22 protein-coding genes and 3 pseudogenes are annotated in these 26,503 nt (G+C 71.4%); 9 read left to right on the plus strand and 16 right to left on the minus strand.

Translation table 11 applies throughout. The features are described 5' to 3' along the window. Nucleotides 1-111: 111 nt before the first annotated feature. From A6F73_RS35250 to A6F73_RS35265, 4 genes are all read right to left on the minus strand, one after another. Nucleotides 112-3,270, minus strand: a complete 3,159-nt coding sequence (locus tag A6F73_RS35250; protein WP_079136534.1) for a BTAD domain-containing putative transcriptional regulator — start codon at nucleotides 3,268-3,270, stop codon at nucleotides 112-114. 9 nt (nucleotides 3,271-3,279) lie between these two features. After that, a complete protein-coding gene (locus tag A6F73_RS35255; RefSeq protein ID WP_063352398.1) occupies nucleotides 3,280-4,221 on the minus strand; it encodes a DUF4184 family protein in 942 nt (313 codons plus the stop codon). Nucleotides 4,222-4,611: 390 nt separating this feature from the next. Then, nucleotides 4,612-5,031: a RidA family protein gene (locus tag A6F73_RS35260; RefSeq protein WP_063352399.1), complete on the minus strand. Its 420-nt coding sequence runs from the start codon at nucleotides 5,029-5,031 to the stop codon at nucleotides 4,612-4,614. 44 nt (nucleotides 5,032-5,075) lie between these two features. Next, entirely contained in the window at nucleotides 5,076-5,582 is a 507-nt protein-coding gene (locus A6F73_RS35265; protein WP_063352400.1) for a cupin domain-containing protein, read from the minus strand. A gap of 85 nt (nucleotides 5,583-5,667) precedes the next feature. Here A6F73_RS35265 and A6F73_RS35270 point away from each other — a divergent pair, with 85 nt between their 5' ends. Together A6F73_RS35270 and A6F73_RS35275 are read left to right on the plus strand one after the other, a co-directional pair. After that, nucleotides 5,668-6,171, plus strand: a complete 504-nt coding sequence (locus tag A6F73_RS35270) for a MarR family transcriptional regulator (protein WP_063352401.1) — start codon at nucleotides 5,668-5,670, stop codon at nucleotides 6,169-6,171. Between the two features lie 504 nt (nucleotides 6,172-6,675). After that, complete coding sequence (locus A6F73_RS35275; RefSeq protein WP_063352402.1) at nucleotides 6,676-7,800, plus strand: RICIN domain-containing protein; 1,125 nt, start codon at nucleotides 6,676-6,678, stop codon at nucleotides 7,798-7,800. A gap of 279 nt (nucleotides 7,801-8,079) precedes the next feature. On the opposite strand, the gene A6F73_RS35280 is transcribed toward A6F73_RS35275, so the two are convergent. From A6F73_RS35280 to A6F73_RS35295, 4 genes and pseudogenes are all read right to left on the minus strand, one after another. Beyond that, a complete protein-coding gene (locus A6F73_RS35280; protein ID WP_063352403.1) occupies nucleotides 8,080-8,982 on the minus strand; it encodes a hypothetical protein in 903 nt (300 codons plus the stop codon). Then, nucleotides 8,979-9,305, minus strand: a complete 327-nt coding sequence (locus A6F73_RS35285; RefSeq protein ID WP_208869251.1) for a PadR family transcriptional regulator — start codon at nucleotides 9,303-9,305, stop codon at nucleotides 8,979-8,981. Before A6F73_RS35285 ends, A6F73_RS35280 begins: the two co-directional genes overlap by 4 nt. Nucleotides 9,306-9,791: 486 nt before the next feature. After that, nucleotides 9,792-11,057, minus strand: a pseudogene (locus A6F73_RS35290) (IS701 family transposase). A gap of 113 nt (nucleotides 11,058-11,170) precedes the next feature. Continuing rightward, nucleotides 11,171-11,419 carry a hypothetical protein gene (locus A6F73_RS35295; protein ID WP_063352405.1) on the minus strand — a complete coding sequence of 83 codons (249 nt, stop codon included), beginning with the start codon at nucleotides 11,417-11,419 and terminating at the stop codon, nucleotides 11,171-11,173. Nucleotides 11,420-11,712: 293 nt separating this feature from the next. Here A6F73_RS35295 and A6F73_RS43705 point away from each other — a divergent pair. Next, nucleotides 11,713-11,832 (plus strand): annotated as a pseudogene (locus A6F73_RS43705) (transposase family protein); the annotation flags it as partial. A 198-nt stretch (nucleotides 11,833-12,030) separates the two neighbouring features. Continuing rightward, the gene (locus A6F73_RS35305) at nucleotides 12,031-14,580 is read left to right on the plus strand and encodes a collagenase (protein ID WP_063352407.1); all 2,550 of its coding nucleotides are present in this window, start codon (nucleotides 12,031-12,033) and stop codon (nucleotides 14,578-14,580) included. A gap of 163 nt (nucleotides 14,581-14,743) precedes the next feature. Here the strand turns inward: A6F73_RS35305 and A6F73_RS35310 are convergent, their stop codons facing one another. From A6F73_RS35310 to A6F73_RS35330, 6 genes and pseudogenes are all read right to left on the minus strand, one after another. Beyond that, nucleotides 14,744-15,190 (minus strand): hypothetical protein, encoded by a 447-nt coding sequence (locus A6F73_RS35310; RefSeq protein ID WP_063352408.1) that lies wholly within the window; start codon nucleotides 15,188-15,190, stop codon nucleotides 14,744-14,746. A 192-nt stretch (nucleotides 15,191-15,382) separates the two neighbouring features. After that, a complete protein-coding gene (locus A6F73_RS41055; RefSeq protein ID WP_159398708.1) occupies nucleotides 15,383-15,652 on the minus strand; it encodes a transposase in 270 nt (89 codons plus the stop codon). Between the two features lie 223 nt (nucleotides 15,653-15,875). Further along, a pseudogene (locus A6F73_RS44470) lies at nucleotides 15,876-16,064 on the minus strand (ISL3 family transposase); the annotation flags it as partial. Nucleotides 16,065-16,203: 139 nt separating this feature from the next. Beyond that, entirely contained in the window at nucleotides 16,204-16,485 is a 282-nt protein-coding gene (locus A6F73_RS35320) for a hypothetical protein (protein WP_063352409.1), read from the minus strand. A gap of 542 nt (nucleotides 16,486-17,027) precedes the next feature. Next, on the minus strand, nucleotides 17,028-17,591 hold the full coding sequence (locus A6F73_RS35325; RefSeq protein ID WP_063352410.1) for a peptide deformylase: 564 nt from the start codon (nucleotides 17,589-17,591) through the stop codon (nucleotides 17,028-17,030). Continuing rightward, nucleotides 17,588-18,559 carry a helix-turn-helix transcriptional regulator gene (locus A6F73_RS35330; protein ID WP_063352411.1) on the minus strand — a complete coding sequence of 324 codons (972 nt, stop codon included), beginning with the start codon at nucleotides 18,557-18,559 and terminating at the stop codon, nucleotides 17,588-17,590. The genes A6F73_RS35325 and A6F73_RS35330 overlap by 4 nt, the downstream gene beginning before the upstream one ends. Before the next feature lie 159 nt (nucleotides 18,560-18,718). On the opposite strand from A6F73_RS35330, the gene A6F73_RS35335 reads away from it, so the two are divergent. After that, a complete protein-coding gene (locus A6F73_RS35335) occupies nucleotides 18,719-18,913 on the plus strand; it encodes a hypothetical protein (protein WP_063352412.1) in 195 nt (64 codons plus the stop codon). 53 nt (nucleotides 18,914-18,966) lie between these two features. Further along, a complete protein-coding gene (murC, locus tag A6F73_RS35340) occupies nucleotides 18,967-20,388 on the plus strand; it encodes a UDP-N-acetylmuramate--L-alanine ligase (protein ID WP_063352413.1) in 1,422 nt (473 codons plus the stop codon). Here murC and murF read toward each other — a convergent pair whose 3' ends face one another. Continuing rightward, a complete protein-coding gene (gene murF, locus A6F73_RS35345) occupies nucleotides 20,389-21,777 on the minus strand; it encodes a UDP-N-acetylmuramoyl-tripeptide--D-alanyl-D-alanine ligase (protein ID WP_063352414.1) in 1,389 nt (462 codons plus the stop codon). 1,220 nt (nucleotides 21,778-22,997) lie between these two features. On the opposite strand from murF, the gene A6F73_RS35355 reads away from it, so the two are divergent. Continuing rightward, complete coding sequence (locus A6F73_RS35355; RefSeq protein ID WP_063352416.1) at nucleotides 22,998-23,897, plus strand: alpha/beta hydrolase; 900 nt, start codon at nucleotides 22,998-23,000, stop codon at nucleotides 23,895-23,897. Nucleotides 23,898-23,933: 36 nt separating this feature from the next. Here the strand turns inward: A6F73_RS35355 and A6F73_RS35360 are convergent, their stop codons facing one another. Beyond that, nucleotides 23,934-24,560 carry a TetR/AcrR family transcriptional regulator gene (locus tag A6F73_RS35360; RefSeq protein ID WP_063352417.1) on the minus strand — a complete coding sequence of 209 codons (627 nt, stop codon included), beginning with the start codon at nucleotides 24,558-24,560 and terminating at the stop codon, nucleotides 23,934-23,936. Nucleotides 24,561-24,734: 174 nt separating this feature from the next. On the opposite strand from A6F73_RS35360, the gene A6F73_RS35365 reads away from it, so the two are divergent. Continuing rightward, the gene (locus tag A6F73_RS35365; RefSeq protein WP_063352789.1) at nucleotides 24,735-25,700 is read left to right on the plus strand and encodes a chlorophyllase; all 966 of its coding nucleotides are present in this window, start codon (nucleotides 24,735-24,737) and stop codon (nucleotides 25,698-25,700) included. Between the two features lie 305 nt (nucleotides 25,701-26,005). After that, nucleotides 26,006-26,434 carry a hypothetical protein gene (locus A6F73_RS35370; RefSeq protein WP_063352418.1) on the plus strand — a complete coding sequence of 143 codons (429 nt, stop codon included), beginning with the start codon at nucleotides 26,006-26,008 and terminating at the stop codon, nucleotides 26,432-26,434. Nucleotides 26,435-26,503 lie beyond the last annotated feature (69 nt).

The following is a 26,503-nucleotide window of genomic DNA, read 5'->3' on the forward strand; positions in this document are numbered from 1 at the left end:
CGTGCGGCAGGGCTCGCCGACCGAGCCGTCGGCACAGGCCTGCGGCGGGTCGGCCGACGTGCACTGCCTCTCGGGGCACATCACGTGGAACGGGACCGGTCTCGTCATCCGCTACCGGGGGTGAGGAGTCCGGTCGGCGGTCGCCAGGGCGGCCAGCATCGACGTCACGTCGGCGGCCTCCGGGGCGCTGAGGCGGCTGAGCAGTAGACGCGCCTTCGCCTCCTGATGCCGGGCGGCGTGGTGGTCGCCCCGGGCGGTCATCGCGTGGGCCAACACCAGGTGGGCGAGGGCGCGTTCGCGCTGTCGCCCACCTTCTTCTGCGAGGTCCAGTGCCCGCTCCGCCTGCTGCACGGCCTCGTCTAGCCGTCCGAGCAGGCGCAGGACGTCGGCCAGGCGGCTTCGGGCGGCCGACTCCCGGTTGAGATCGCCGGTGACGCCCGCGCAGCAGATACAGGACTGCAGCTGCGCCGCGGCGTCGTCGAGTCGGCCCAGCTCCTGGTAGGCGAGGCCGAGGACGTAGTGCACGTACGCGGTCATCGCGACGTCGGCAGTCCCCCCGGGCTCGGCGAGGATCCGCTGACAGGTCTGCACCGCCGTGGCCGCGTGACCGGTGCGGATGCGGGACAGGGCCGCGTTCGCGGTGCTCGCCACCTCGCCGGACCGGTGGCCGAGCTGCCGGGCGAGCACCACCGCCTCGTCGAAGGCGGCGATCGCCTCCTCGTGCCGGCCCTCGGCCTGGGCGATGAGGCCCAGGTCGTTGAGGGCTTGCCGGAGAACGGCCGGGTCCTCCGCCTCCCGGCAGGCTTCGGCGGCCTGCCGGGCCTGTGCGCCGGCCTCGCCGAGCCGGGCCCGGGCCAGCAGGACCGTGCCGAGGAGGAACCGCGACCGACCCTCCGCGCAACGGTCGCCGGCCGCGACGGCGGCGGCGATCAGCGTGCGCGTGGCGTCTTCCGCCCGGCCGCCCACGGCGCCGAGGCCGAGCGGGCTGAGGGCGATCAACAGGTTGACGGCCGCGCGCAGGTCGGTCATCGCCGAGGGCTGGCCGTCGGGTAGGACGCGCAGGGTGTCCGTCGCGACGGCGGCCGCGAGCGCCACGGCGCCGGGTGTCTCGGTCCGGGCCCACCGGCGGGCGTCCGCCAGATCCGCGAAGACCGGGGCGGCCGCGAAGACCGGGGAGACCTGAGCGCGCAAGGAAGCCGGGGCGGCCGGGGCGGCCGGGGGGCGGCCAGGACGGGCGGCCGGCTGCTGGAGCGGCTCGCCGAAGACGTCGGCGACCGGGTCGCCGGGTACGGCGAGGGTGAAGGCCGTGCGGGCGCAGCCGAGCAGATGGGTCAGCAGCCGCTGCTGGGCGCCGGCCCGTTCGTGGTCGCCGGTCCGCAGCGACGCCCGGCGGGCGAAGGCGCGCACCAGGTCGTGGTAGCGGTAGCGCCCGGCGCCCATCGACTCCAGCAGCGCCTGGTCCACCAGCGACTCCGCGAGCCGCTCCGCCTGGTACTCCGCCAGGCCCAGGACCGCGGCTGCCGACGCCAGACCGAGATCGGGCTCCGCCCAGGAGAGCATCCGGAACGCCGTGGCCAGGGGTGGGGGGAGCAGCCGGTAGCTGAGCTCGAAGACCTGCTCGATCGCCAGGTCGCCCGTGCGGAGCGCGTCGATGCCTTCGCGGTCGTCGGCCAGGCTCCGGACGAGCTCGGCGATCGGCTGGTCCGGGGTGGCGGCGAGCCGGGCCGCGGCGATCCGTACGGCCAGCGGGAGCCGGCCGCAGGCATCGACCAGCATCCTGGCCTGGGGGCCCTGTTCGGACCGGCGTGCCGCGCCGATGACCGAGTCGAGCAGGCCGATCGCCTCGGGCTCGCTGAACACGTCCAGCGCGACGTTCAGAACCGACGGCACACTGGTGAGCACCGCGCGGCTGGTGACGATGACCGCGCAGTCCGACGAGCCGGGCAGCAACGGCTGGATCTGGGCCTCGTCGCGTGCGTTGTCCAGGAGGATGAGCAGCCGTCGTCCCGCGCTGGCGGTCCGGAACAGCGCCGCCCTGCTTTCGAGATCCTTGGGCACAACTGCCGCCCGCACGCCCAGCGTTGTCAGGAAGTCCGCCAGGATGTCGGACGCGTTCGCGGGCACCAGGTCGGCGCCGCGCAGATCCGCGTACAGCCGGCCGTCCGGGAAGTCCGGGCGCACGGTGTGGGCGGCTCGCACCGCGAGGGTCGTCTTCCCCACCCCGGCCATCCCGGTCACGGTCACCAGTCGCAGTGCGGGGCTGGTCCGTCCGGTCGGCGCTTGCCCGGTCAGCGCTCGCCCGATCCGGGCGACGTGGTCCTGCCGTCCGATGAACTGCGGCAGGACCGGGGGGAGTTGGTCCAGGTCTTCGCGGTCGGCCGCACTGTCGGCCCCGCGGTCGGCCGACTCGGGCGGTAACGGTACGTCTGGGCGTAAGTCCGGACCGGGTGCACCGGTCCTCGATCGAATGGTGGCATCCACACCGAGATCGTGACACAACTCCGTGAGCACGGGCCCCGGTTCGATCCCCAGCTGCTCCACCAGCCGTAATCGAAGCGCGTCGTAGACCGCACGCGCCTCGGACGTGCGGCCTTGCCGGTGCAGCGCGCGGATGAGCAGTTCCTGTAGGCGCTCGTGGAGCGGGTGGTCACCGGCCAGCTGCTCCAGCTCCGGCAGGTAGCCGGAGGGAGCGTCGAGAGCCACGTCGAGGGCTACGTCAGGGGCTACGTCGAGAGCCACGTCGAGGGCGAGGCGCTCTTCCAGGAGGGTGAGGCGCAGCCTCGAAAGCCGTTCCCGCTCGCGGCACATGAGCGGCCCCGGCAGGCCGGCGAGCGGCTCCCCGCGCCACTGGGCCAGGGCTTCTCCCAGTGCGTTCCGGGCGTCCTGCGGCCGCTCGGCGGCGCACGTCCCGGCCAGCTCCTGCAAGCGCTTGACCTGCCACACATCCACGCGGTCCGGCTCGACGGCCAGACGGTAGCCGCCCGTTCGGGAGATCAGCACCGTGGGCGCCGTGCGCACGGGCTCCAGCAGATTCCGCAGCTGCCACACGTAGGTGCGCAAAACGGTGTCGGGCGCACCGGGCGGCTGGTCTCCCCAGAGGTCGGCGATCAGCTCGTCGACCGTCACGACCGCGTTCGGGCGCAGCAGCAGGGCGGCCAGCACCGACCGCTGCTGCGGGCCGCCGAGCTGCAGGTCCGTGCCGGCGCGCCGGACCCGCAGCGTGCCGAGCAACGCGAAGCTCAGCGAATCCTGATCATGATCTGGACGCACGTGTTCCCCTCATCCGGTCGGCCGGGTGCCGAACCGGCCATCAGCCTCTGCCTGGTGTTCCGATTGTCGGTGAACGGCCCCGGGTTCTCCCTGCAGGCCCAGGCATACTGTGTCAACTCTGACCCTGCGGAGGCGGGTTGCCGTGAGGGCGCGCCGACTCCACCACATGAGGACGTACAGGGCCAGGCTGCCGATCAGGCCGGCGCCCGCGCCCTTCGCCGCGTCGGACAGCACCCCTTCGATCGCGGCGCCCAGCGGGAGCCCGTCCGTCGCCGCCTCCGGGCCGGCGAGCCACCGCCGGGCGTGGGCGACGGCTCCGACGACCGTGACCAGGGCCATGGCGAGGAGGACGGGGCGCCGGAGCGCGCTGCCGGGCTTCGTGCGGCCCTCACCGGCGAGGAGGCGGGCCCGCCTCGGCCACACGTACACCGCGATGGCGGCCAGCCCGCCGATCGTGCTCGCGTGCTGCAACGCCCGCGCCCAGGTGAGGCTGCCCACCAGCGTGGAGTTGAGCCAGGGCGTACGGGTGACCACGAAGCCGTCGAAGTGGGTGAAGGCGTCCCAGACCAGGTGCGTGGCGATGCCGATCAGGGCGGACAGCACGATCCACCCGGCTCGCCGCGCCAGCGCGCCGGCAGTGCGCAGCCGCCGCGACGAAGTGACGGGCGTCGGCACCGGCAGCAGGGACGCCAGCGGGCGATGGCCGGCGCGGAGCAGCGCCCACAGGGCGAGGGCGTACGGCAGGGCGACGGTGACGGCGCCCGGAGCGCTGTGCGAGGTCGTGGCGTTGACGAAGGGTTCGTACCAGGACTGCGCGCTGACGGGCAGTCCCGTGGTGACGACGAAGTAGGGCAGGTCCGGTGCGACGGCTCCGGCGACCAGCGCGGCCCGGCTGAAGGGCCTCCGCAGCAACGGCAGTACGGCCGCGGGGTGGGCCAGGGTGAACGGCATGAGCATCCTCTCGCGCAGACCCCAATAGTCCGTCGAACGGAATGCTACGTCAAACGGACTAATGGCCTCTGGCGGACGCGCCGCGCCACCCCTTGTTGTCCGTACGGGCCGAAGCGCGCAGGTTCCGAGACTCCTGAACGAGATCGCACTCGAGCCCGCGTGGGCTACCGCGGTTGGCTCGGCATCCGACCCTGCTCCGGATCCTCGACACGGCCGCCACCGACGAGGGCCCTTCCTGCGGGTGCTGTTCCTCAAGCCGCGGCCCCGACACCGTGGAACGACGGCTGTGCGCGGCGACCCCCGGGCTGTGTGAGCGGTCCGCGCCGGCTCGAACGGCGGCGGTACGGCGAGGGGTCCCACCGACCGGTGGGACCCCTGCGCGTGGGTGGGTCAGCCCGCTGCCCCCGCCGTCGGCCGGACGGCGACCGCATCGATCTCGAAGAGCATCCCCGGCAGGGCGAGCGAGGCGACCCCGCTGAGCGTCTGCGCGGGCAGCCGGTCGCCCCAGGCCCCGGCCAGGGCCTTGCCGAGGACGGCCAGCTTCTCCGGGTCGTGGTCGACGATGTACGAGCCGAGCCGGACCACGTGCTCGAAGCCGAGGCCGACCCCGGCGAGCGCGGTGCGCAGGTTGGCGAGGGCGAGCTCCGCCTGGGCGGCGAAGTCGCCGGGCACGACCTGACCGCTGGCGTCGGAGGCGTACTGGCCGCCGATGAACACCGGTTCGCCGGGCGCGGAGGCGGCGTGGCTGTAGCCGAACGGCGTCGGGTCGTGCAGGCCGGGCGGGTTGGTGATGGTGCGGGTGTCGGTCACGGGGTTCCTTCCCTGGTGTCGGGCCGAGCTCGGTGCCGGGCGGTCTACGGCTCGGACCGGGCGGCTTCCTCCCGGGCGTCGCGCCAACTCGGCGACTCCAGGAAGTGGTTGTCGAAGAGGTCCTGCTTGGCGAGCAGTTCCTCGACCGTCGCCTCGCCCGCGCGGATCCGCTCCAGCAGGCGGAAGTAGTCGAAGCGCTCCACCCCGGGGGTGATCACGATCAGCAGGTCCGCCCCGGAGTCCGGCGCCGCCGCGAAGGCATGCGGCAGATGGGGCGGCACCACCACGAGGTCGCCGCTCCGGGCGGTGACCACCTCGTTCCCGACCAGCACCTGGGCCGAGCCGTCGACGACGAAGAACAGCTCCGAGGAGCCCCCGTGGTAGTGCGGAGTGGCGCCGTCCTTGCCGCGCCCCAGCGTGACGCGCAGGGTGCTCAGGGCGCCGCCGGTGGCGCTGGAGTCCGCCAGCAGCCGCCCCTTGCCGCCGAGCATTCCGACGGTCTCGGCTTCGTCGCCCCGCACCACCACGGCTTCCGGTCCGATCAACGTCATTGGCCTCTCCCTACAGTGAGCGCTCCGATAGTTCTCTGGCTGATAGTACTACGTCTAACTATCTCCCATCGAATAACATGCCCCTATGGATCACGTGGACGTCATGCTCGACCAGTGGAGCCGGGAGCGCCCGGACCTCGACCTGGCAGCGGTCGGCACCGTCGGCCGCCTCGGCCGCCTCGCGCTGCTCGCGGGCCGGGTCGTCGAAGAGGTGTTCAAGCAACACGGCCTCCAGCGCGGCGAGTTCGACGTTCTCGCCACCCTGCGCCGCTCCGGCGCGCCGTACGAACTGATGCCCTCCGAACTCGCCACGCTGCTGCTGATGTCGCGGGCCGGCATGACCAGCCGGATCGACCGGCTGGAATCGGCGGGCCTGGTGGAACGCCGCACCGACCCGGCGGACCGCCGCAGCGTCCGCATCGCCCTCACCCCGGCCGGACGCGCCCTCGTGGACGCCGCCTTCACCGACCACGCGGCCAACGAGACCGCGCTGCTCTCCGCCCTCTCGGGCGAGGAACGGGCCACCCTGGACGGGCTCCTGCGCAAACTGCTCACCGACGTCGAGGGCGCGCAGAGCCCGGCGCCCTGACGCCCCCGCCCGACGCCCCCGCCCGAGGTCCAGCAACCCGCGACCGCTCCGCAACGCCGCCGGCCGCCGTACGCGGGGAACGCGTACGGCGGCCGACACCCGGTGCAGTGTGCCGTCCGTGACGACTACCGCACCTTGACGTACTCCCCTTCCGCCACGGCCCGGCGCGGCGCCTCCGCCGGTTCCGCCACGGCCACGGCCGTCGGCCGTCGGCCGTCGGCCAGGCGGCGATCGAGTTGCCCAGCCCCCCTCCGGGACCCTCTGCGTTGCTCATGCGGCGCTCGGCCACCAGCGCCAGCAGCGCGCGTTCAGCCCGGTCCCAGCCGGACAGCTGCCGGGGCCCGACCCGTCGGCGCCCTTCGGCGGGTGGCCTTCGTCGGGTGCCAGAGCACAGCGTCCCGGTGCGGCGCCCACGGTGTGCCGTACGCCATGGCGTATCCCCACCCGATCAGGTGATCATGTTGTGACGTCATGTCATATTCGACTACCGAGAGGCTGTTCACGATGCTGGTCGACTGGCCCACCGAGACCTTCGTGTTGCGCCTGCACCGCATTCCCGGCCTGGTGGCGGGTGCCCCGGCGGGGAGCCCCGAGGGCACCGCCGTGGTGCTCGGGCCGGAGACCGGTGGTGACGGCGAGCAGTGGGTGGCCGAGCGGTTCCGGGTGATCAACCACCGGATCCGGCACGTCGCCACCGGCCTCTACCTGACCGCCGAGGAGTCGAGCCGGGGTGCCACGGTCACCCTGCGGCCCAAGTTCCCCGACACCAGCAGCGATTCCTCGTACTGGCGGCAGGCGTGGCGGGCCTTCGTCCAGCGCGACACCGGTCGGCTGATGGCCCTCCACGACTCCTCCAACTGCCTCCTCGGTCTGGCCGACCCGGCTGCCGAGCGGCCGGGCGGACCGCTGATCCTGGAGAAGGGCGCCGGGGCCGAGGACCGGTCCTGCACCGCCTGGGCGCCCGCGCCCGTCCCGCCGCCAAAGCCCGCACCCGCTCCGGCGCCGAAGGCCACCGACCTCCCGGTGGGAACAGGACGGGTCCGGGTGCCAGCCCGCCGCTTCGAGAAGCGCCAGCGGACCATCGAGCAGATCTTCGACGAGACCAGCTTCCGGGAGGTCCCCGGCGAGCTCCTCGCCCCGGGCACCCGCATCGAGACCTTCGACTTCGACCAGTACTCCCAGGGCGACTGGTACGAGGAGGGGCGGGAGGGAAGTCTCGTGACCTTCACGGACAGCTACGACACCGCGGGCGCCGTGCGCAGGGCCTTCCACCGGCTGCCGGGGGAACCCGCCCGCTACGTGGACTCCGGGGAGGTCGACGTCCACTACGTCCCGCCGAAGCTCGTCGCCCGCACCAACTTCCCCGCCGCGCTCTTCGACCGCATCGGCGGCCACGACGCCATCTTCCGGACGCCGTACCGGCTGCCCAACGGGCACGCCTTCTACAACCAGCCCGAGCGCCGCGAGGGCCTCTACTTCCCCAAGCGCGACGGCGCCGGCACCGTCGTGCAGTGGAACAAGACCTGGATCGCGGACAACGACACCACGTCCAAGGTCTTCCTCTGCTTCGACGGCCGCTACTTCATCGACCAGATGGACATCACCTGGGCCGAGGGCGGAAAGAGCTGACCCGCTCGCCCGACCCGTACGGCGACCATCCGCTCGACGCACCGCGCATCCCAGCCGACGTCGATCCGACCCGTAGGCCGGGCACCTCGCACCCGACGTCAAGCAGCTCGCAGCCAGGCTGAACGAGGATGCGAAGAGGGCCCAGCCGCTGGTTGCGGCTGGGCCCTCTTGCGGCCTGAAGCACCTGTTCCCGGGCGGAAGGTGAGCCAGAGCCCCAGCCATTGCGAAGAAACCAGCTCCGACATCACCCCATCGAGTTCAGTAGCCGCGGCAGGCCGTTCAGCGGAGGATGCGACCGCTTCGCCTCAGGCGGCCGGCGAGCCCGGCGGCCACCGCGGTGGCCGGCAACGCGGCCGCCAGGCACGCGACGACAGCCGCCTCGCCCCACGCCACCGTGTAGGCCTGGGCGAGCAGCGGCGGGGAGGCCAGGGCCATCGCCGCCAGCTCGCGGCCGCCCCGCGATCCGCTGGACCAGGTCAGCGCGACACCGGTCGCGGCCAGGACGACCAGCGGCCAGCACCCGTAGTCGGTGCTGACCCACGGCACCCCGTGCGAGGCGATGACCGCCCGGGGCACGACCACGAGCGCGACCACGGCACCGGCCGCGCCCGCCCGCCCCGCCGCGACGCCCTCCGCCCGCCGGTCCTGCGGGCAGGCGAGCAGCACGGCCGCCGCCAGGACCATCGCGGCCGGGGTGACCACCGGGTCACCGAACGCCCGCCCGCTGACCACCGCGGCCGCCGCGAAGGAGAGCAGCCCGGCCACCGTGCAGGGCACCCCGAGGCGCCACCGGCCGGCCAGCGCCGCCACCGACCCCGCGACCACGACCAGCGACGACACGAGCAGCGCGCCCCACGCCCCCGACAGGTCGGTTCCGATTCGCACCCCCAGCGGGGCGGGCGAGGAGACGACGCCGGCGTACCAGCTGAGCAGGTGCAGGCCGCAGGCGGCGGCCGCGGCGGCCAGCGCGAAGGGGTAGGCCAGCGCGAGGACCTTCGCGACGGGAGCGGCCGTGCCCAGCCCCATCCGCATCCTCGCCGCGTGCGCCGCCAGACCCGCGCCTTCCCGCAGCCGCGAGCCCAGCGGCTCGCCCGCGGTCATCTCGCGGAAGGTCGCGACGATCTCCCCGCCGTGGGCCCGGCGGTAGGCGGCGGGATAGAGCCGCAGGACGCGCTCGATCATGCGGAGGCCGCCGGCGGCTTCGCGACGGACAGGCGGCGAGTGGCCTCCTTCGCCGCCGCGGCCAGGCGCTCGGCCTCCACCGCGAGCCGCTCCCGCCCCGCCGGGGACAGGGTGAAGATCCGCCGGGCCCGGCCGTCGACGATCTCCTCGCGGTCGATGTCGATCAGACCGTCGGCCAGCAGCCGGTCCAGGGCCCCGTACAGCGCACCCGTACGCAGCGCGACCCGGCCGCCGGTCATCACCTTGACCTCCTGCGCGATGGCGTATCCGTGCCGGGGCGCGTCCGCGAGGGCGGTCAGCACCATCAGGGTGGGCTCTTGCATCACACGTTCACTCACCTCACGAAGATAGTCACTCCGCCGGACCATCTCAACGCAGTCGGCCAGACCCGAGACGAGGTGCGTGGCCGTACAGGCCCGGGGCGAGGCGCGCAAGACGGAGCCACCGGTCGTGGTCACGCGGGCCCTCGATGGGAAGGATGCATTCGACTGGCGGCCACGTGGGCTGCGCTCGTGGCCGCCCGTCGACGTCCCTGTCGTGATCGAGCCGGGAGAAAGCACCAATGGACGAGAACGTGGTGTGGCTCCGCCCGGACCACCGCAGCTGCTGCCCGCCGAGCGCGCAGCAGCCACGGAGCCGTTCCGCCGCGGCCCCGGTCAGCGCAGCGACCAGCTCACGACGCTCCGCCCCTGTTGGCCGAAGCTGGGCAGGAAGGAGCCCGCATCATGGGCCGCTCGGCGCCATCCGGCTGATCCGTCACCTCTCGTGACGCAGGCCGACCGGTCAGTACTCCAGTGCGACTTCGCGATCTACGTGCCTGCGGGGACGGAGAGTCGCCGCCGGTAGTGGCTGCGACGTGCCGAAGCTTGGTGGCTTCTGCGCCAGTTCGATCAGTGCAGGAGTGCACGCAGGGACATGACGGGGCTGAACAGCGCGCCAATCAAGCGGCGGATTTCCGGGATGGTCAGGTCGACCAACTCTCGGCTTCGGGCCGGGCGGTTCGGATCCGCAGGTCTGGTCGGCCGCGCGTCCTGAACGGCGATGGCCAGGAACGCGAGGGCGAGCATGGCCAGGGTGACGTGCCGGTGCCAGGCGGTCCAGTTCCGGACTTGGTAGTGGTCCAGGCCGACCTGGCCCTTGGCCGCCTGGAAGCATTCTTCGATGCACCAGCGGGTGCCGGCGACTCGTACGAGTTCGGACAGCGGGACGATCTGGGGTGACCAGCACAGGTAGAAGGCGAGTTCGCTGGTGGTGGGGTTGCGGCGGATCAGCAGGTGACGGTGGTCGCCGGTACCGATGTGCACCCAGGCCCAGTCGTAGTAGCGGGGACCCTTGGCCCCGGGACCGGCGCTTTGCCGGTGCCAGGCTGAGGCGGGCAGGCGATCAGCAGCCTCGTCCGCGCGGATCGCGGTGCGGCCCTGGTTGATCCGCACCTTGGTCGCGCAGGAGACCGCCAGCACGTAGCCGACTTCGCGGGCCTCCAGTCCGGCCCGCAGGCCGGGGTCCTGGCCGTAGGCCTCGTCGCTGGTTACCCACGACGTGCTCACTCCGGCGTCCAGCGCCGCCACGATCATCTGCAGGGCGAGCCGGGGCTTGGTCGCGAAGACGATGTCGTCGGGCACTCCGGCCTTGCGGCGTCGTTCGGCGTCCTGGCACCAGGTGTGCTCGGGCAGGTAGAGCCGACGGTCGATCAACGCTCGTCCCCTGCCGGAGGCGTAGGCGAGGAAGACGCCGACCTGGCTGTTCTCGATGCGTCCGGCGGTTCCGGTGTACTGCCGCTGGACGCCCGCCGAACCGCGGCCCTTCTTCAGGAAGCCGGTCTCGTCCACGACCAAAACCCCGTCACCGGTACCGAGGTGGTCCAGGACGTAGCGGCGGACCTCGTCGCGCACCTCGGCCACATCCCAGCGGGCAGTCCGCAGCAGCCGCTGCATCGGTCCGGGACGGGCGTGGCCTGCGTGCTCCGCGAGCTGCCAGCAGTTCTTGCGCTCCGTGCCGGACAGCAACCCGAGCAGATAGGCGCGGGCGGTGGCGCGAGGTTCCACCCGCCCGAACACGCCCGCGATCCGAGCCACGGCCTGGTCGAACAAGGCCCGCCATCGAGCAGGGTCTACGCTACGGCTCGCGGCCACCGCACGATCTTCAAGAGTCGACACAACCCTTGATCATCTCTCGGTGGCCGTACGAGTCAGGCGTCGTAGTACTCGCCGTCGTCGCCCTGAACCCGCGCGTTCAGCACCTTCGCCACCCGGCACATCGTCGCGATCACCGCATCGCTCGGGTTCTTGGACGCGATCCGGCCGGCGGTCCGCCACATCGGGGCCATCGCGAGGCCAAGATCGTCAGCGACCACGGCCTCCCATTCCGCCGCGTTGATGTCCTGCTCCTCTTCATCCCACCAGTTCTCGCGCCGAGTGATGTGCACGTCGTAGCCCATGGTCAGCCAGGGTGGAGCGGGAGTGTTTTCACCGGGGTGAAGTAGGGTCTGGCCCAGCTTATGTGACCGGTGACACTGGGTGACGAATCCTGGGCGGTGGCGGGGCCTGGAGGTCGTCCAGAACTGGTCGGCCGAGTCACCTGGCTGGCTGACATTCGGCGGCAGTGTCGCAATCGTGGTCGTGGCTCGGCGAGTTGCTGTTCCCGTCGCTGCCCCAGGCGGAGGTCTTCGGTGTCGAAGCGTCCGGTGCGGTGGTGCGGATCGCCGCCCGCGTGGCTGCTCCGGGTGCGTCATGCCCGGACTGCGGGACGTGGTCGGAGCGGGTCCACGGCTCCTACCTGCGCTATCCGTCGGATCTGCCCAGCTGCGGGCGGCCCGTGACGGTTGCCCTGCGGGTGCACCGCTTCGCCTGCCAGGCCCTGGTGTGCCAGGGCCGCCGTTTTCGGCAGAGGTGAACCCGAGGCAGGTGACATGTCACACCCTATTGATAGCCCCGCCGATCTTGTGAGACGGTGCGTCACACGCTTCGGATGCCTCCCACGTCCCCACGTCCGTGGCGCTCCGTTCGCGTTTCCCCCACAAAGGAATAGACGATGCGTCCGCTCTCACGCATGTCCAGGCTGCTGGCCGCATCTGCCGCGGCAGGCACCGTCCTGCTCGGCATATCCGCCGGACCGAGCCAGGCCGCCCCCACCCCGGTCACCCCCGCACCGGTCGCTGCTAGCTCGCACCAGCCTTCCGGCAGCTCGTCGGAGGTTCCCGGCAGTCCGTTCGCCGATCCCGAGAGCCCGGGCGCGCCGCAGTCCCGCCCGCTCACGGCCGCGCAACTGCCGCTGGTCAACCCGCTGTCCGGCACGGCGCCGGCGGAGACCGGCGCGGACAAGGGCCTGGCCAAGGCCGCACCGCACGCGCTCGCGGCGGGGCCGGGCACCGCCCAGTCGTGCACCCCGGCCGACTTCGCCGGCAGGACCGGGGCCGCCCTGGTGTCCTACGTCAAGGCCTCGACCCCCCAGTGCATCGGCTCGCTGTTCTACACTGCGGGAAGCCCGTACGCCTCGGCCCTGTTCCGCCAGAGCCAGATGGCGACGATGGCCGACGCCTTCCAGAGCGCCGCCGCCTCCTACCCCGGCGACAACTCCGCCGCCACCTGGCAGGTCGTCCTGTACCTGCGCGCGGGCTACTACGTGCAGGACAAGGACCTCGCGCACGTCGGCCCCTACGACGCGACGCTGACCGCCGCCGTGACGCGCGGCATCGACGCCTTCCTGGCCGGCCCGCACGCCGCGGACGTCACCGACGCGAACGGCCAGGTCGCCAACGACGTCATCATCCTCACCGACAGCGCCGGGCAGCAGGGCCGCTACCTGACCACCTACCGGCAGGTGCTGAACGGCTACACCAGCGCGTACGACAGCTCGAAGAACCTGCTCACGTACGTCAACAGCGCCCTCTCCGCGCTGGACCGGGGGCACGAGAGCAAGTCCTTCGTCGACGCGGTGACCGCGGACCCGGGCATCGTCGACACCCTCGACGCGTTCACCCGCACCCACCACGACCTGCTCGGAACCTACCCCGGCTTCTTGGTCTCCAACGCCGGCATCGAGCTGACCCGGTTCGTCAAGTACCCGGCGTTCCAGTCCAGGATCCGCCCGCTGGCCAAGGCCCTGCTCGACAGTTCGTCGATGACCGGCCCCACCGCCCCGCTGTGGGTCGGCACGGCCAACACGGCCGCCTTCTTCGACAAGGACCAGTGCTCCTACTACGGCGTCTGCGACCTGAAGCAGCGGCTGACCAAGGCCGTGCTGCCGATCAGGCAGACCTGCAACGCCACCCTCACCGTCCTGGCCCAGGACCTCACCGCGGCCGAACTCGCCGCCGTCTGCGCCGACCTCAAGGGCGAGGACGCGTACTTCCACGGCCTCGTCCGCGACAACGGCCCCATCCCCGGCCAGTACGAGTCGTCCGTGCAGCTCGTGGTCTTCGCAAGCCAGGCCGACTACCAGACCTACGCCGGCGCGATGTACGAGGCGAACACCAACAACGGCGGGGTCACCCTGACCGGGACCCCGAGCGACCCGGCCAACCAGCCGGTCTCCCTCATGTACCGGCACCCGAACGAGAACGGCTTCACCGCCCGGATCTGGAACCTCAACCACGAGTACGCCCACGTCCTGGACGCCCGCTACGACATGAAGGGCGACTTCTACCAGCAGACCAGCGTCCCCGACCTGTGGTGGATCGAGGGCGTCGCCGAGTACGTCTCCTACACCTACCGCGGCGTCACCGACCTCAACGCGGTCTCCCTGGCCCCCAAGCACACCTACGCGCTCAGCACCCTGCTCCAGAGCACGTACCTGAACAGCGACGTCGTCCGCACCTACCACTGGGGCTACCTGGCCGCCCGCTACATGATCGAGCGCTTCCCGGGCGTCGCCCAGACCATGCTCGGCTACTTCCGCACCGGCGACTACGCCCGCGCCTACGCGTACTACAACGGCATCGGCACCGCCTACGACGCCGACTTCACCAGGTGGGTCGACACCTGCGCCACCGACACCTGCCTCACCGCGGGCACCCCGAAGGCGGCCTTCGACGCCACGGTGCGGGACCTGAACGTCCAACTGACCGACCGCTCCACCGAGACCGCCGGCAAGGGCAGCATCACCGGCTGGGCCTGGAACTTCGGCGACGGCACCACCGGTACCGCGGCCTCCCCGTCGAAGTCCTACCGCGCTGCCGGCACCTACACCGTCACCCTCACCGTCACCGACAGCAACGGCAAGACGGCCACCACGACCCGGACCGTCACCGTCACCACCCCGCCCGCACCGGCGGCCTGCACCGACCCCGACGCCCGGAAGCTGGACTACAACTGCTTCCGCACCGGCCGCTCCGCCGACGCCGGAAGCTCGGACCAGATGTACATCTACATGCCGGCCGGCACCACCACGCTGACCGTCTCCACCACCGGCGGCACCGGGACCGCCTACCTCTACTACAGCCCGGACCGCTGGGCCTCCAACACGGACTACGCCGCCTCCTCCACGAACAGCGGCACCACCCAGACCGTGACCGTCACCAACACCACGGCCGGCTACCGCTACATCACCCTCTACGGCAAGACCGCCTTCAACGGCGTCACCGTCACCACCCAGTACTGACCGGCGCGTGAGCCCGGATGCCTTGGCTCACGCATCCCCGGGGATGCGTGAGCCAGGGCATCCATGTGGGCCTCTGCGGCGGACGAGGTCCATGCAGGCCGCCGCGGCGGCCGAGCCCAGGATGCTGACAACTCCCGCGCTCGGCGTTCACATTGATGAAGCGTCAGCACGCCACCGGAACTTCCACCACCGGCCGAGTGCCCAATGGGCCGCTTCCCTGCACCGAGAAGGTCGCACGCACCATCGAACCGCACGGGGCGGTGGCGGTGAAGCCGTCCACCTGTACCGCGGTGGAATGGAACGCGGTGCTCCCGTTCACGGAGCCCAGCGAGTTGCCGCCGACCACCTCGGCCGACAGATTGGTGTACAGGGTCTGCCACGACACCGGCCCGTCGGGCGGGCCGGCAAGGCTGATCTTCCCGTAGATCACGATGCTGCTGCCGGTGACGTCTGCGCAGGCGTAGGTCGCCAACCCGGCCTGGAGACTGTACTTGCAAGTCGTGACCGTGGCGGTGTCAGCGCCGGTCGCGGCGGCGAAGGCCGGCACGGGCGCCGTGAGCAGGGCGGCGGCACCGGCGGCGCCCACCGCGATGCGGGTGATGCGGTTCATGGTCTTCTCCTTCAGACAATGTGAGAAACCGTTCGGAGACAGGCGCCGTGAGCCATGTGACATTTCACGTGTGCCATGACCCAAACTTTGCCATGCGATTCCAAGGCTCCGGCCCATTCCTACCTTCGAAGTGCCAGCCCGTCTGAAAGTGCATCCTGGGTGACGTAAATCCGCCCGGCTGGGCCAATGCGGCTACCACCTCGGGCGAACCCGCGTCGAACGCTGGGTGAACCACCTCCCCGCCGTCCGGCTCGCGGCCTCCGCCGTCGGCCAGGCCGCCAGGCTCGACGCCTCCCGGTCGGGCAGCCGGTCCACCGGCCGGCGGGTCTCGGCGTCGACCAGCACCGTCCCGTAGGCGCGGCTCTTGCGCGTCGCGTACTCGTCGACGCCCACCACCCGAGGGGCCGGCGGCACCGGGTCGGGAAGCTCCTCGACCAGACGCAGCACCGTGCTCCGGCTCACCGACACCCCGAACACGGCGGCCAGCCGGGCACCGGCCCGCCCGGCAAGCCGCCAGGCCGACCGAGGCGAGTGTGGCCCGCAACTGCTCGGTCCACCGGCCGTGGCGTCGTGTCAGCCCTTCGATCTGCCCGGCGAACGTCCGCCGCCCGAACGACGGGTTGCCGCATACGAAGTGCCTCACCCGCAAGCTCAACCGGACCCGTCTGCCCCCGACCGGACCGTCGACAGGAAACCGCAGGTAGGAGCTGTGCACCCGGGCCGACCAGTCCCCGCACCCCGGGCAGCTGTGCCCCACCGCCGAGCACTCGACCTGCACGTTCACCGACTCGACGTCCACGTCGACCGACAGCACCCTGACGCCCGCAACCGACGGAAACAGCAACCCCTCCAACCGGGGCACCAGATCATCCACGGTCCCGCACTGTCAGCCACCACAACCCGGCCACTGACGAATTCCGGGCAACTTCCCAACGCCTACCGCACCGGCACGTCGCCACTCACCGTGCGCAGACCACGGAAGTTGAGCCAGAACCCCGTCCGACCCGATGAAATCAGCGGGAGGCCGACATGATCGCGAAGTCACACTGGAGTATTAGCCGGCCAACGGGACTGGCACCTGGGCCTCGACCGACTCGTCGGACTGGGGCGGGCGTGAAAGTACCCAGTGCAACGATAATCCGCCGCACCTCGACCAGGACATCGACAACTTCCCCCGGCTGCGCCTTGCGCAGGGCAAGCCAGGTGAGAAACGAGATGAGAAGCACCAAAAGCAAGATGGTGACCATCCAGATGATGCTCAACCAAGCGCCGTAGGCGATGGTGTTATCGATCATCAAGACCTCCAGGGACGACGAGACCCCCGCACCAAAGGTGGTACGGGGGCGTACGAGAACGCGGTGGGCTGGCTAGAAACGAAAAGACCCCTCTGCCCTATGGGCGGGGGTCTGAAATCCGGGTTGACCTACAGGCATTGGGGATGGAACCGGGGGGCCTTCGGCAGAGCGGTTCGCTGCATCCTGGCCAGAGGGAGCAAGGGCTCAACCCCGTCCGGGATGCCTCTCTATGCGTTTTCACTGCTGACAGATGGCCAGAGCTCATCGCGACTAGGCATGCAGGATTTCGATGGTTCCATCAACTGCACGTATCACTAACTCTCAAAATTCACTGCTGCCACGACGCTAAGAGCAGACCATCGCACTCAGGCGCGAAGGACCGCGCAGTTGTCAATCACCCGCCACAAGCGCCTCTGCATTCGATTGCATCAGCCCGCCATGGCACTAGTTTGACGCTACGTCAAATCTACCGGCCTGAACCAAGTTCCGTGCCAGCCACATTGTGTGGAGTGACATGCGCCAGGCGCCACCTGCCCCGGATGTCAGTAGGCCCAGGTCGAGCCCGTGCCCCGGTACTCCTCGACCGGGATCGGGTGAACGTTCGGGCGCATGCGGTCGGTGTAGAGGAGGCCGTTGAGGTGGTCGATCTCGTGGGCGATGAGGCGGGCGAGGCCGAACTCGTAGGTGGCGGTGGTGATGGTGCCGTCGAGGGTGGTGGCGGTGACGTCCATGCGGAGGGGGCGGGGGACCATGCCGCGGACGTCGAAGAAGCTGAGGCAGCCCTCGTACTGTTCGTCGGTCTCGTCGGAGACGGCGGTGATCTTGGGGTTGAGCAGGATGATCGGGTCGGCGCCGGTGGTCGGGGGCAGGACGAGGGCGGCGGCGCGGGGAATGCCGATCTGCGGGGCGGCGAGGCCCATGCCCTTGGCGAAGGAGTGGACGCGGCCGATCCGGTCTACAGCGGTGAACAGCTCGTCGATCACGGCCTGGGCGGCAGCGCGTTCGACTGGGAGGTCGAAGGGCTCGGCCGGGCGGTTGAGGATGGGGGTGCCCTGCTGGATTACACCGAGGGACTGCATCTGCTGGCTGGGCCGCACCTCGATCACCTGGTCTCCTTGGTGTGTTGCTGGTTGTTGGGGGCGGCGCGGAAGCGCCATTCGAGGCGGAAGCGGGCGTGCAGCGGTGGGTTGTCGGTCGCCCAGGCGAAGTGCCGGCGCTCGCCGTCGTCGCGGCGGCTGACGGCGGTACGGAGGGGCACGGCTTCGGCGGTCATGGAGGTTTCGGTGCCCCACACGACCGGGTCGAGGGCGGCGGGGAAGTCGAGGCGTACGGCGAGGTGTTCGGTGGGCAGGCGGACGGCGCGCTGGAACCAGTGGCCCCACTTGTCGGCGCCGACGCTGTAGGCGTACTCGATCCAGGTCGCGTCGCCCGGGTAGAGCGGGAAGCGGCCGTGCTCGTTGTCGAACAGGAGCCAGACCTCCTTGAAGGCGTCGCGGTCGTGCTTGGCCTGCCACCGCATGTCCTCGCCCCGGCACGAGGTGGTGAGCGCGAGTTCGTCCCAGGTCAGTGGGTGTTCACGGTAGTGGGCGTTGGAGCGCTCGGGTTCGCCGGGGTAGCGGTCGACGGCGATGCGGATGAGGTAGCGGGTGATGGGCTCGGTGCCGGTGTTGCGTAGCCGTCGGCGCATGGTCAACCGGTAGGTGGAGCCGTCGAATTGGAGCGCGGCTTCATCGTGCTCGACCACGAGCGCGGAGCCGGATGCGTAGGGCTGCTCGGGCCGGCGGGGTGGCGGCGGCGTGGTCGAGGTGCGGCTACGGGAGCGGGCGGCGTCGTAGTCGAGCCAGCGTCGCCAGATGGCCTTCCCGGCGTTGAGGGTCTCGTCGGCGAGACGGCCGAACTCCTCGGTGGGCTTGTGGCGGCCGGACTCCATGTGGCTGACGTACGAGGGGTCGAAGCCCATCTTTCCGGCCAGCGCGCGCTTGGAGAGGCCGCGCACCTCGCGCCAGTGGGCGACTTCGGCGGCGAACGCCTCCATGGCTTGGTCGACCGCGGCGTGGTCGGCCTGCGTCTCCATCCGCTCCGCCCCCAGTGAGTGATGAATGAACCGTGAGTGACCTTAGCTCACCATCCCGTCACGGTCCTGCCTTCGGCTCTCATGACCCCATCGGGCACGAAATTCAAGCGCCCGGTCAGCGCCAGCCCCCATTTCCCCGTCTGTCGTGAGGAGTTAGCCGTGCACGAGTCCCCGTCCCGTCACCGAGGCCAGCACCGCGATCCGGTCGGCGCTTTCCTCGGTGCCCTGTGGGCGGTCGGCAACGCCGTGGTGATCGCTCTGCTCGGCGTCATCGTGCACGACGACCTCGACTCGGCCCGAATCGGTGCTCACCCGGCCGCCGGCTCGGCGCCGGACGGCGGCACCTCCGCGTAGCGCCTTCCACCCATCGCCCATCACGGGCTGGACTCCGAACTGGAGCGCACAGCATGGAAACCAGGAACGTGATCGTCCCCGTCCACGACGGCCCCATCGACCTGACCCGCCCGCACTTCGTGGGCATCGGCGGCGCCGGCATGTCGGCCGTCGCCCGCCTGCTGCTGGAAGGCGGCAGCCGGGTCTCCGGCTCCGACACCAGCGACACCACCGCCCTGCGTGAGCTGGAGGACGCCGGTGCCGCCGTCGCCATCGGCCACACCGCCAGCAACCTGCCCGCCGACGCCACCGTTCTCGTGTGGTCCAGCGCGGTGACCCCGAGCAATCCCGAAGTCGCCGCCGCCCGCCGCACCGGCATCCCGGTGGTTCACCGCTCGGACGTGCTCGCGCACCTGATCGCCACCGCCGAGCAGTCGGTCGCCGTGGCGGGCACCCACGGCAAGACCATGACCACCGGCATCCTCAGCGCCGCGCTGGCCCACCTCGACCCGTCGTACGCCATCGGCGGCACCCCCGTCGGCCGCCCCAACGCCCACCAGGGCCTCGGCGGCCTCCTGGTCGCCGAGGCGGACGAGAGCGACCGCACCGCCGGCCGCTACCACCCGCAGGTCGCCGTCGTCCTGAACGTGGACGACGACCACCCCGAGCAGTACGTCGACCTGAACGACGTCCTGGACGTCTTCGAGCGCCTGGCCCGCAACAGCTCCGTGCTCGTCGTCTCCGCCGACGACCCGGGCGCCCGGCTGCTGGCCGAGCGCCTCCGGGCGGCGCCCGGCCCGCGCGTCGTCACCGTCGGCGAGGCCCAGGACGCCGACGTGCGGGTGCTGCGCGTGCTGTGGGACGGGACGGCCAGCCACGTCACCGTCCAGGACACGGACGGGTCGTGGCACGAGTTCACCCTGGCCGTCACCGGTCGGCACAACGCGCTGAACGCCGCCGCCGCGTTCGCCGCCGGCCGGGCGCTCGGAGCCGAGCCCGCCGACCTGGTGGCCGGCATCAACGCCTTCCAGGGCATCAAGCGCAGGCTCACCACCACCGGCAACCACGCCGGGGTGACGGTGCTGGACTCCTACGCCCACCACCCGAGCGAGATCACCGCCGACCTGGCCACGGCCCGGATGCTCACCGAGGGCCGGGTGATCGCGGTGTTCGAGCCCACCGGCTGGACCCGCACCGCCGCCCTCGGCGAGGAGATGGGCCGCCGGCTCGCGGCGGCCGACGAGGTCGTCCTCCTCGACGTGCACGCTTCGGTCGAGACCCCGCTCATCGGGATCAGCACCGCGCCGATGGCCGCGCAGGTCGCTGCCTGCGGCGGCCGGGCCCACACTGCGAGCGACGGGCGCGATGCGGCGGACGTGGTCGCCGAATTGGCCGGGCCCGGCGACCTGGTGGTGACGATGGGCACCGGAACCGCCGGTCACGTCGGCAGGGCGGTCCTGCTGCGGCTGGCCGAGGCCCCGATCGTCGCGGCGTAGTCAGCGTGCGGCGTCGGGCTTGGCAAGGCGCATCGCGGTGTCCTCCAGCCCGACGCTGTGGGAGCCCTTCACCAGCACCACGTCTCCGGGCTTGAGGCAGGTCAGCAGCAGGTCAAGGGCGGCGTCGCGGTCGGGCACCAGCGTGCCGTTGACGCCGCCCTCCACCGCCCAGGTGTGCACCAGCCGGGCCTCCCAGTCGCCGACCGCGATGAGGTCGGTGATCCCGCTGCGGGCGACGAGCCGACCCAGCTCCGTGTGGTGGGCCTCGGACTCCTCGCCCAGCTCCCGCATCTCGCCCAGCACCGCCACAGTCCTGCGTCCGCCGCCGGCCATGGCGGTGAGCGCGGCAAGGGCGACGGCCATCGAATCGGGGTTCGCGTTGAACGCGTCGTTGATCACCGTCACGCCGTCCGGCCGCTCGGTGACGTCCATCCGGCCCGGCGTCAGCTGCCGGGCGCCAGTCAACGCGTCGGCTGCCTGCCGCACGCTCGCGCCCAGGCCGATCGCCACCGCGGCGGCGGCCGTCGCGTTGGACACGTGGTGGGCGCCGTGCAGCCCGAGATTCACGGGGGCGCTCTCGCCGCGGCACGTGAGCGTGAACGACGGCCGCCCGGCGCCGTCCAGCTCGACGTCGACGGCCCGCACGTCCCCGGCCTCCACCCCGAACGTCAGGACCGGCGCGACCGTGCGCGACGCCATCGACATGACGTACGGGTCGTCGGCGTTCAGCACCGCCAGGCCGTCGACGGGCAGGGCCTCGACGAGCTCTCCCTTGGCGACCGCGATCGACTCCTTCCCGCCCCCGAACTCGCCCACGTGCGCGGTGCCGACGTTCAGCACCAGGCCGACCTTCGGCGGGACGATCCCCGTCAGGTACTTGATGTGCCCGGCGCCCCGCGAGCCCATCTCCAGCACCAACAGGCGAGTGCTCTCGTCCGCCCGGAATACGGTCAGCGGCAGGCCGATCTCGCCGTTGTACGACAGCGGCGTGGCCACCGTGGTGTCCATGGTCTCCAGCACCTGGGCCAGCAGGTCCTTCGTACTGGTCTTCCCGGCCGACCCGGTCAGCCCGATCACGGTCGGCGCCTTCAGCCGGTCCAGCACCGCGCGGGCCAGCGCGCCCATCGCGTCCTGGACGTCCGGCACCACGACCGCCGGCACCCCCACCGGCCGAGCGGCGAGCACTGCCGTCGCCCCGGCGCGGACGGCGGCCTCCGCGAACCGGTGCCCGTCCGTGTGCTCACCCGGCAGCGCGATGAACAGCGCCCCCGGCTCCACCAGCCGCGAGTCGATGACCCCGGGCCGGTCCACCACCGCGGCCGGATCTGGGACGTCGTGCAGAGCGCCCCCGACAGCCTCGGCGATCTCTTGCAGGGTCATGGGGACCACGGTGGCTCCGATCCATCGACGCACCCGCCCTCTCGTCCCGGGGCGGCCTGCCCTCGACGCTAGCGGCTCCCCGACGCCTCCCCTGCCATCCCGCGCATTCCGAACCAGACTGTGTAGGCCTGCCGGGGCCGTTCACCTGTCAGGTGAACGGCCCCGGCGGGATGCTGGTCGGCTGAGGTCCGCGCGGCGCGATCGGTGACCGCCGCGTCGTGCCGCTCAAACAGGGTGATCCGGCCGGCCAGGCTTTCCGGACCGCTCCGTGATGCGGCGACGCTCCGTCACCTGCCAGCGCCGACGTCGGTGCTCGAGGAATGCCTTCCACAGCTCCAGGCGGTGGCGAGAATCCTTCGGAAACGTAAAGCGGAGGACTCCGAGGACGACGGCCACCAGAACGGGCGCGGACCCCGGGTGGTCGGTGAGGAACGGCACGGATCAGCCCTTCCCGTCACACAGTTCGAGCGTGGCAGTGCCCAGCACCACCCGGTAGGCGTCGCCGTGTCTCGGCGGCCTCGCTCTCCGCGGTGTACTGGATGCGGAGCGGGATCCGCTCCTCGGCAGTCATGGTGTGGACGGGCAGCCCGCCCAACTCGCGCGCGGCTGTCAACCGCGCCTGCCGGAAGGGGATCGTGTCCCCGGACTCACGCTGGATGCGGCGTGTGAGCGTAACGATGTCCCTGTCGAGCGTCATGTCCGGCTCCCGGTGGGCGCGACTCAGTGCTCCCGCCCACTGCGCCCCATCGGAGGAACGACAGCTCTGCACCACGCGCGCCCGACGGCACTTTGCGTCCTCAACCCCGGGCGGCTGCGGGAGAAGCCCGGTTCCGACGTAACGGCGAGCGTGGTCGCCTGGCCAATGCATAGCGCCTTGACGGCGTGCGGATGACGTCAAGAGATCGGCAAGGAGGCTCTGTGGCTGGGGATTTGTGCTGCCGGCTGAGCTCGGGCATCGGGTTGTTCCGGCGGGTCAGCGTCGGCGGGTGGGGCCGTTGACGACCTTGGTACCGGTCGGCGCGGCGGGCGTCGTGGGTTCGACGCGGCTCGGGGGTGCGCCCTGGTGTGGGTGGTGGGGGGAGCCCCCGGGGGTGTCGGGGGGTTGGTCGCATCGACCGGGGGCGGGGCGGCGGCGAAGACTGGTGGTCGTCTCGTGGAGGCGAGGGTCGGGCGTCGGTGGCGGGTGACTTGTCCTGACGCGCCTTCATCATGCAATCGGAGGACGGATCATGACGTCACGCAGTCGGCGGGCAGTGCTCCTGCTCGCCACCGCCGCTCTCGCACTGGGAAGCGCGGCCGCGTGCGGCACGTCCCGCGTGCCGGGTGCGGTCGGCTCGCCCGGTTCGGCGGCCGGTTCCGACGGTTCCGACGGCTCCGCCCGGACGGTCGTCAACAACGGGCACCGGCTGGTCTTCCATGTCACGCCCGGCCGTCTGCCCGCGGTCGTGCTGGATGCCGGCGGCGGGCAGGACTCGTCCTACTGGAAGGACCTGGCGCCGGCCCTGGCCAAGGACACCGGTGCGGAGATCATCACGTACGACCGGGCCGGTCTGGGTGCCAGCGAGGAGGTGGCCGGACCGTGGCGGGTCGACGACGCCGTGTCGGATCTGGCGGCGGTGCTGACGGCGGCAGGCGCCACGAGCCACGTGGTCCTGGCTTCGCACTCGGAGGCCGGGGAGATCGCCACCTACTTCGTGCGCAGCCACCCCGGGTGGGTGGGGGGTGCGGTTCTGATCGACGCCAGCCTGCCCGACTTCTACACCGACGGCGAGATCGACCGGGTCGTGGCCGCGAACAAGGACCAGGTCGCCGCTCTCGCCTCCCAGCCCTCCACTCCCCAGACCCGCCAACTGCTCTCCGTGGCACAGGACTACGCGGCCATGCACCGTGCGTACCACCAGGCGTCCTGGCCGCAGGACCTTCCGGCGACGGTCATCGCCTCGACCAGGACACCGTTCGAGACCTCGCCGCAGGATGCCCAGCTCTGGCGCGACGCGCAGGCGGCGTTCGCTCACGCCGCCCCCGACCGCGACCTGGTCGTGGCCGACAACAGCTCGCACGACGTCCCGCTCGACCGCCCCGACGTAGTGATCAGGTCCGTCCACGCCATGCTGGCCAGGACGGGCTGAGCCGGGGAGCTCGCGGTTGCGGAAGGCCCTCGCGCGTCAGGATGACGGCGGTTGTTGGAGGCCCTGGAGGAGCAGGTCGACCAGGCGGCGGGGGTCGTAGCGGGGGTCGCCGTCGCGGCCGGCGCAGAGGTTGCCGATGCCGCGCATCAGTTCGTAGGCCTGCGTTCCGGGCCTGATCTCGCCGGCCTCGGCCGCGGCGGCGAGCAGCTGTGCGCAGACGGGCACCAGGCGGTCGAGGAAGTAGGCGTGCAGCGCGTCGAAGCCGCTGCCGTCCGACTGCAGCGCGTTGGCGAGTCCGTGCTTGGTGACCAGGAAGTCGACGAAGAGGTCGACCCATTGGCGAAGTGCCGCGAACGGGGAGTCGGCCTCGGCGAGCAGGGCCGGGCCGGCTTCGGCGCAGGCCTCGACCTGGTGGCGGTAGACGGCGACGACGAGATCCGCGCGGGTCGGGAAGTGGCGGTAGATCGTCCCCGTTCCGACGCCCGCCCTGGCCGCGATCTCGCGGATCGGCGCGTCGACGCCGGAGGAGACGAACACCTCGGCGGCGGCGGCCAGCAGCGTCTGCCGGTTGCGCTGCGCGTCGGCCCGCCTTCCCCTGGCCGGCGACTCCCCGGGCGGGGTCTCCCCTGGCTGGGTCTCCCTGGACTGGCCCGCAGTGGACATCGCGCTCTCCTTCCGACAGCCGTTGGCCGTTGACTAAGCGGAACAATGTTCCGTATAGTAAGTGGAACAAGGTTCCGGTTTCAGCATAGCCGAAACCGGACGCTCCCGACCGCCTCGCCCGACGCCGGCCGCTCAGGCCCGACCGGGAAAGGCCCCCGAAGGGACATGCGCACCATGAGCGAATCGACGCACCCGGCCGACACCTTCGGCCCGCCCGCCCCCGTCCCCGTCCTCTCCGTCAGTCCGGTCGTCCTGCCGGTGCCCGGCCGGGCCGTGGACCTGGAGGTGCGGGTCTCCGCCCCACTGACCGGGACCGACCTGCCGGTCGTCCTCCTCTCCCACGGCCAGGGCCACTCGAACCACCTCTCCTCGCTGAACGGCTACGCCCCCCTCGTCAACTTCTGGGCCGCGCACGGCTTCGCCGTGATCCAGCCCACCCACCTCAGCTCGACGACGCTGGACCTCGCCCCCGACACCCCCGGGGCGCCCATGTACTGGCGGTCCCGGGCCGAGGACATGACGCACATCCTCGACCGGCTCGACGCGATCGAGGCCGCCGTCCCCCAACTCCTCGGACGCCTGGACCACGGCAGGGTCGCCGTCGCCGGACACTCGATGGGCGGGCACACCGCGAGCCTGCTGCTCGGCGCCCGGCTCACCGACCCCGACGACGGGACAACCGTGAACCTGGCCGAGCCCCGGATCACGGCGGGCGCCCTCCTGGCCGCACCCGGCAGGGGCGGCGACGCCCTCACCCCGCAGGTGGCCGAGAACTACCCCTTCCTCTCGACCCCGGACTTCTCCCGGATGACGACGCCCACGCTCGTGGTCGCCGGGGACAAGGACGCCTCCGCCCACCTGACGGTCCGGGGCCCGGACTGGCACACCGATCCGTACACCCTCTCCCCCGGCCCCAAGTCGCTGCTCACCCTGTTCGACGCGGAGCACGGACTCGGCGGGATCTCCGGATACGACGTCGCCGAGACCACGGACGAGAACCCCGCACGGGTCGCGCTGCTCCAACGGCTCACCTGGGCCTACCTGCGCACCGCGCTCCACCCCGGCAACCCCGCCTGGCAGACGGCATGCGACGCACTGGCAGCCGAAGCCGACCCGCTCGGCCGGGTCGACTCCAAGTAGCACCGGCCGAGCGCGTACGTCATTCGACGCCGCCTCCCCGGTGAGTACGAGAGCGCGGGTGGTCGACGGCCGCCGACCACCCGCGCTACTCCACCGGCGAAACGTGCAGCGCAGGAAGCGTCGATCGACATCCCAGAAATCTGGGATTGTCATGGACCCGACGCCGTTGTGAGGATGCGTGGGACGCGTCCCGGCCGATTGCTCGAACAGCCCAGGCCGAGCCGCCCGACAGCACCAATGGCCATGTCATGTTCCACGCATGCCACCACCCGGGCCCATCGGGGGCGGCGAGAAGGAGACAGATCATGAGGAGCAGGATCAAGGCACTGATGGTGGCCGCGGCGGTCTCGGGATCGCTCGCGTTCGCGGCGGCCCCGGCGGAGGCGGGCACGGCGACGGTCGGCATCTGCCACTCCGTCTGGGGCGGGGACTTCTACTGTGCCTCGGACGACCCCAACCACGGCGAGGCATGGCTGCACCTGCCCCAGGGCCAGGACGAAGTGTTCGTCATCGGCACGGACGGGGCGGTCTGGACCCGCTGGAACGGGATGAACGGGACATGGCTGAGCGACTGGAAGAGCATGGGGGGACACTTCCAGGTCACCACACCGGCCATCCGCACGTGGGCCAACCCCGACAGCTACACCATCTCGGCGATCGGCACCGACGGCAGGCAGTGGGTCAACTCCCGCAACAACCTCTCCGGCAACTGGAGCGGCTGGTCGCCCTTCTGATCTTCGGACGGATACCGGTAGGCAAGCGGCGGCCGATCACCGCCCCGGACCACGTTCCAGGACGGCAGT

Origin of the sequence: Streptomyces sp. MJM8645, assembly GCF_001625365.1 — a bacterium.
Classification (GTDB): Bacteria; Actinomycetota; Actinomycetes; order Streptomycetales; family Streptomycetaceae; genus Kitasatospora.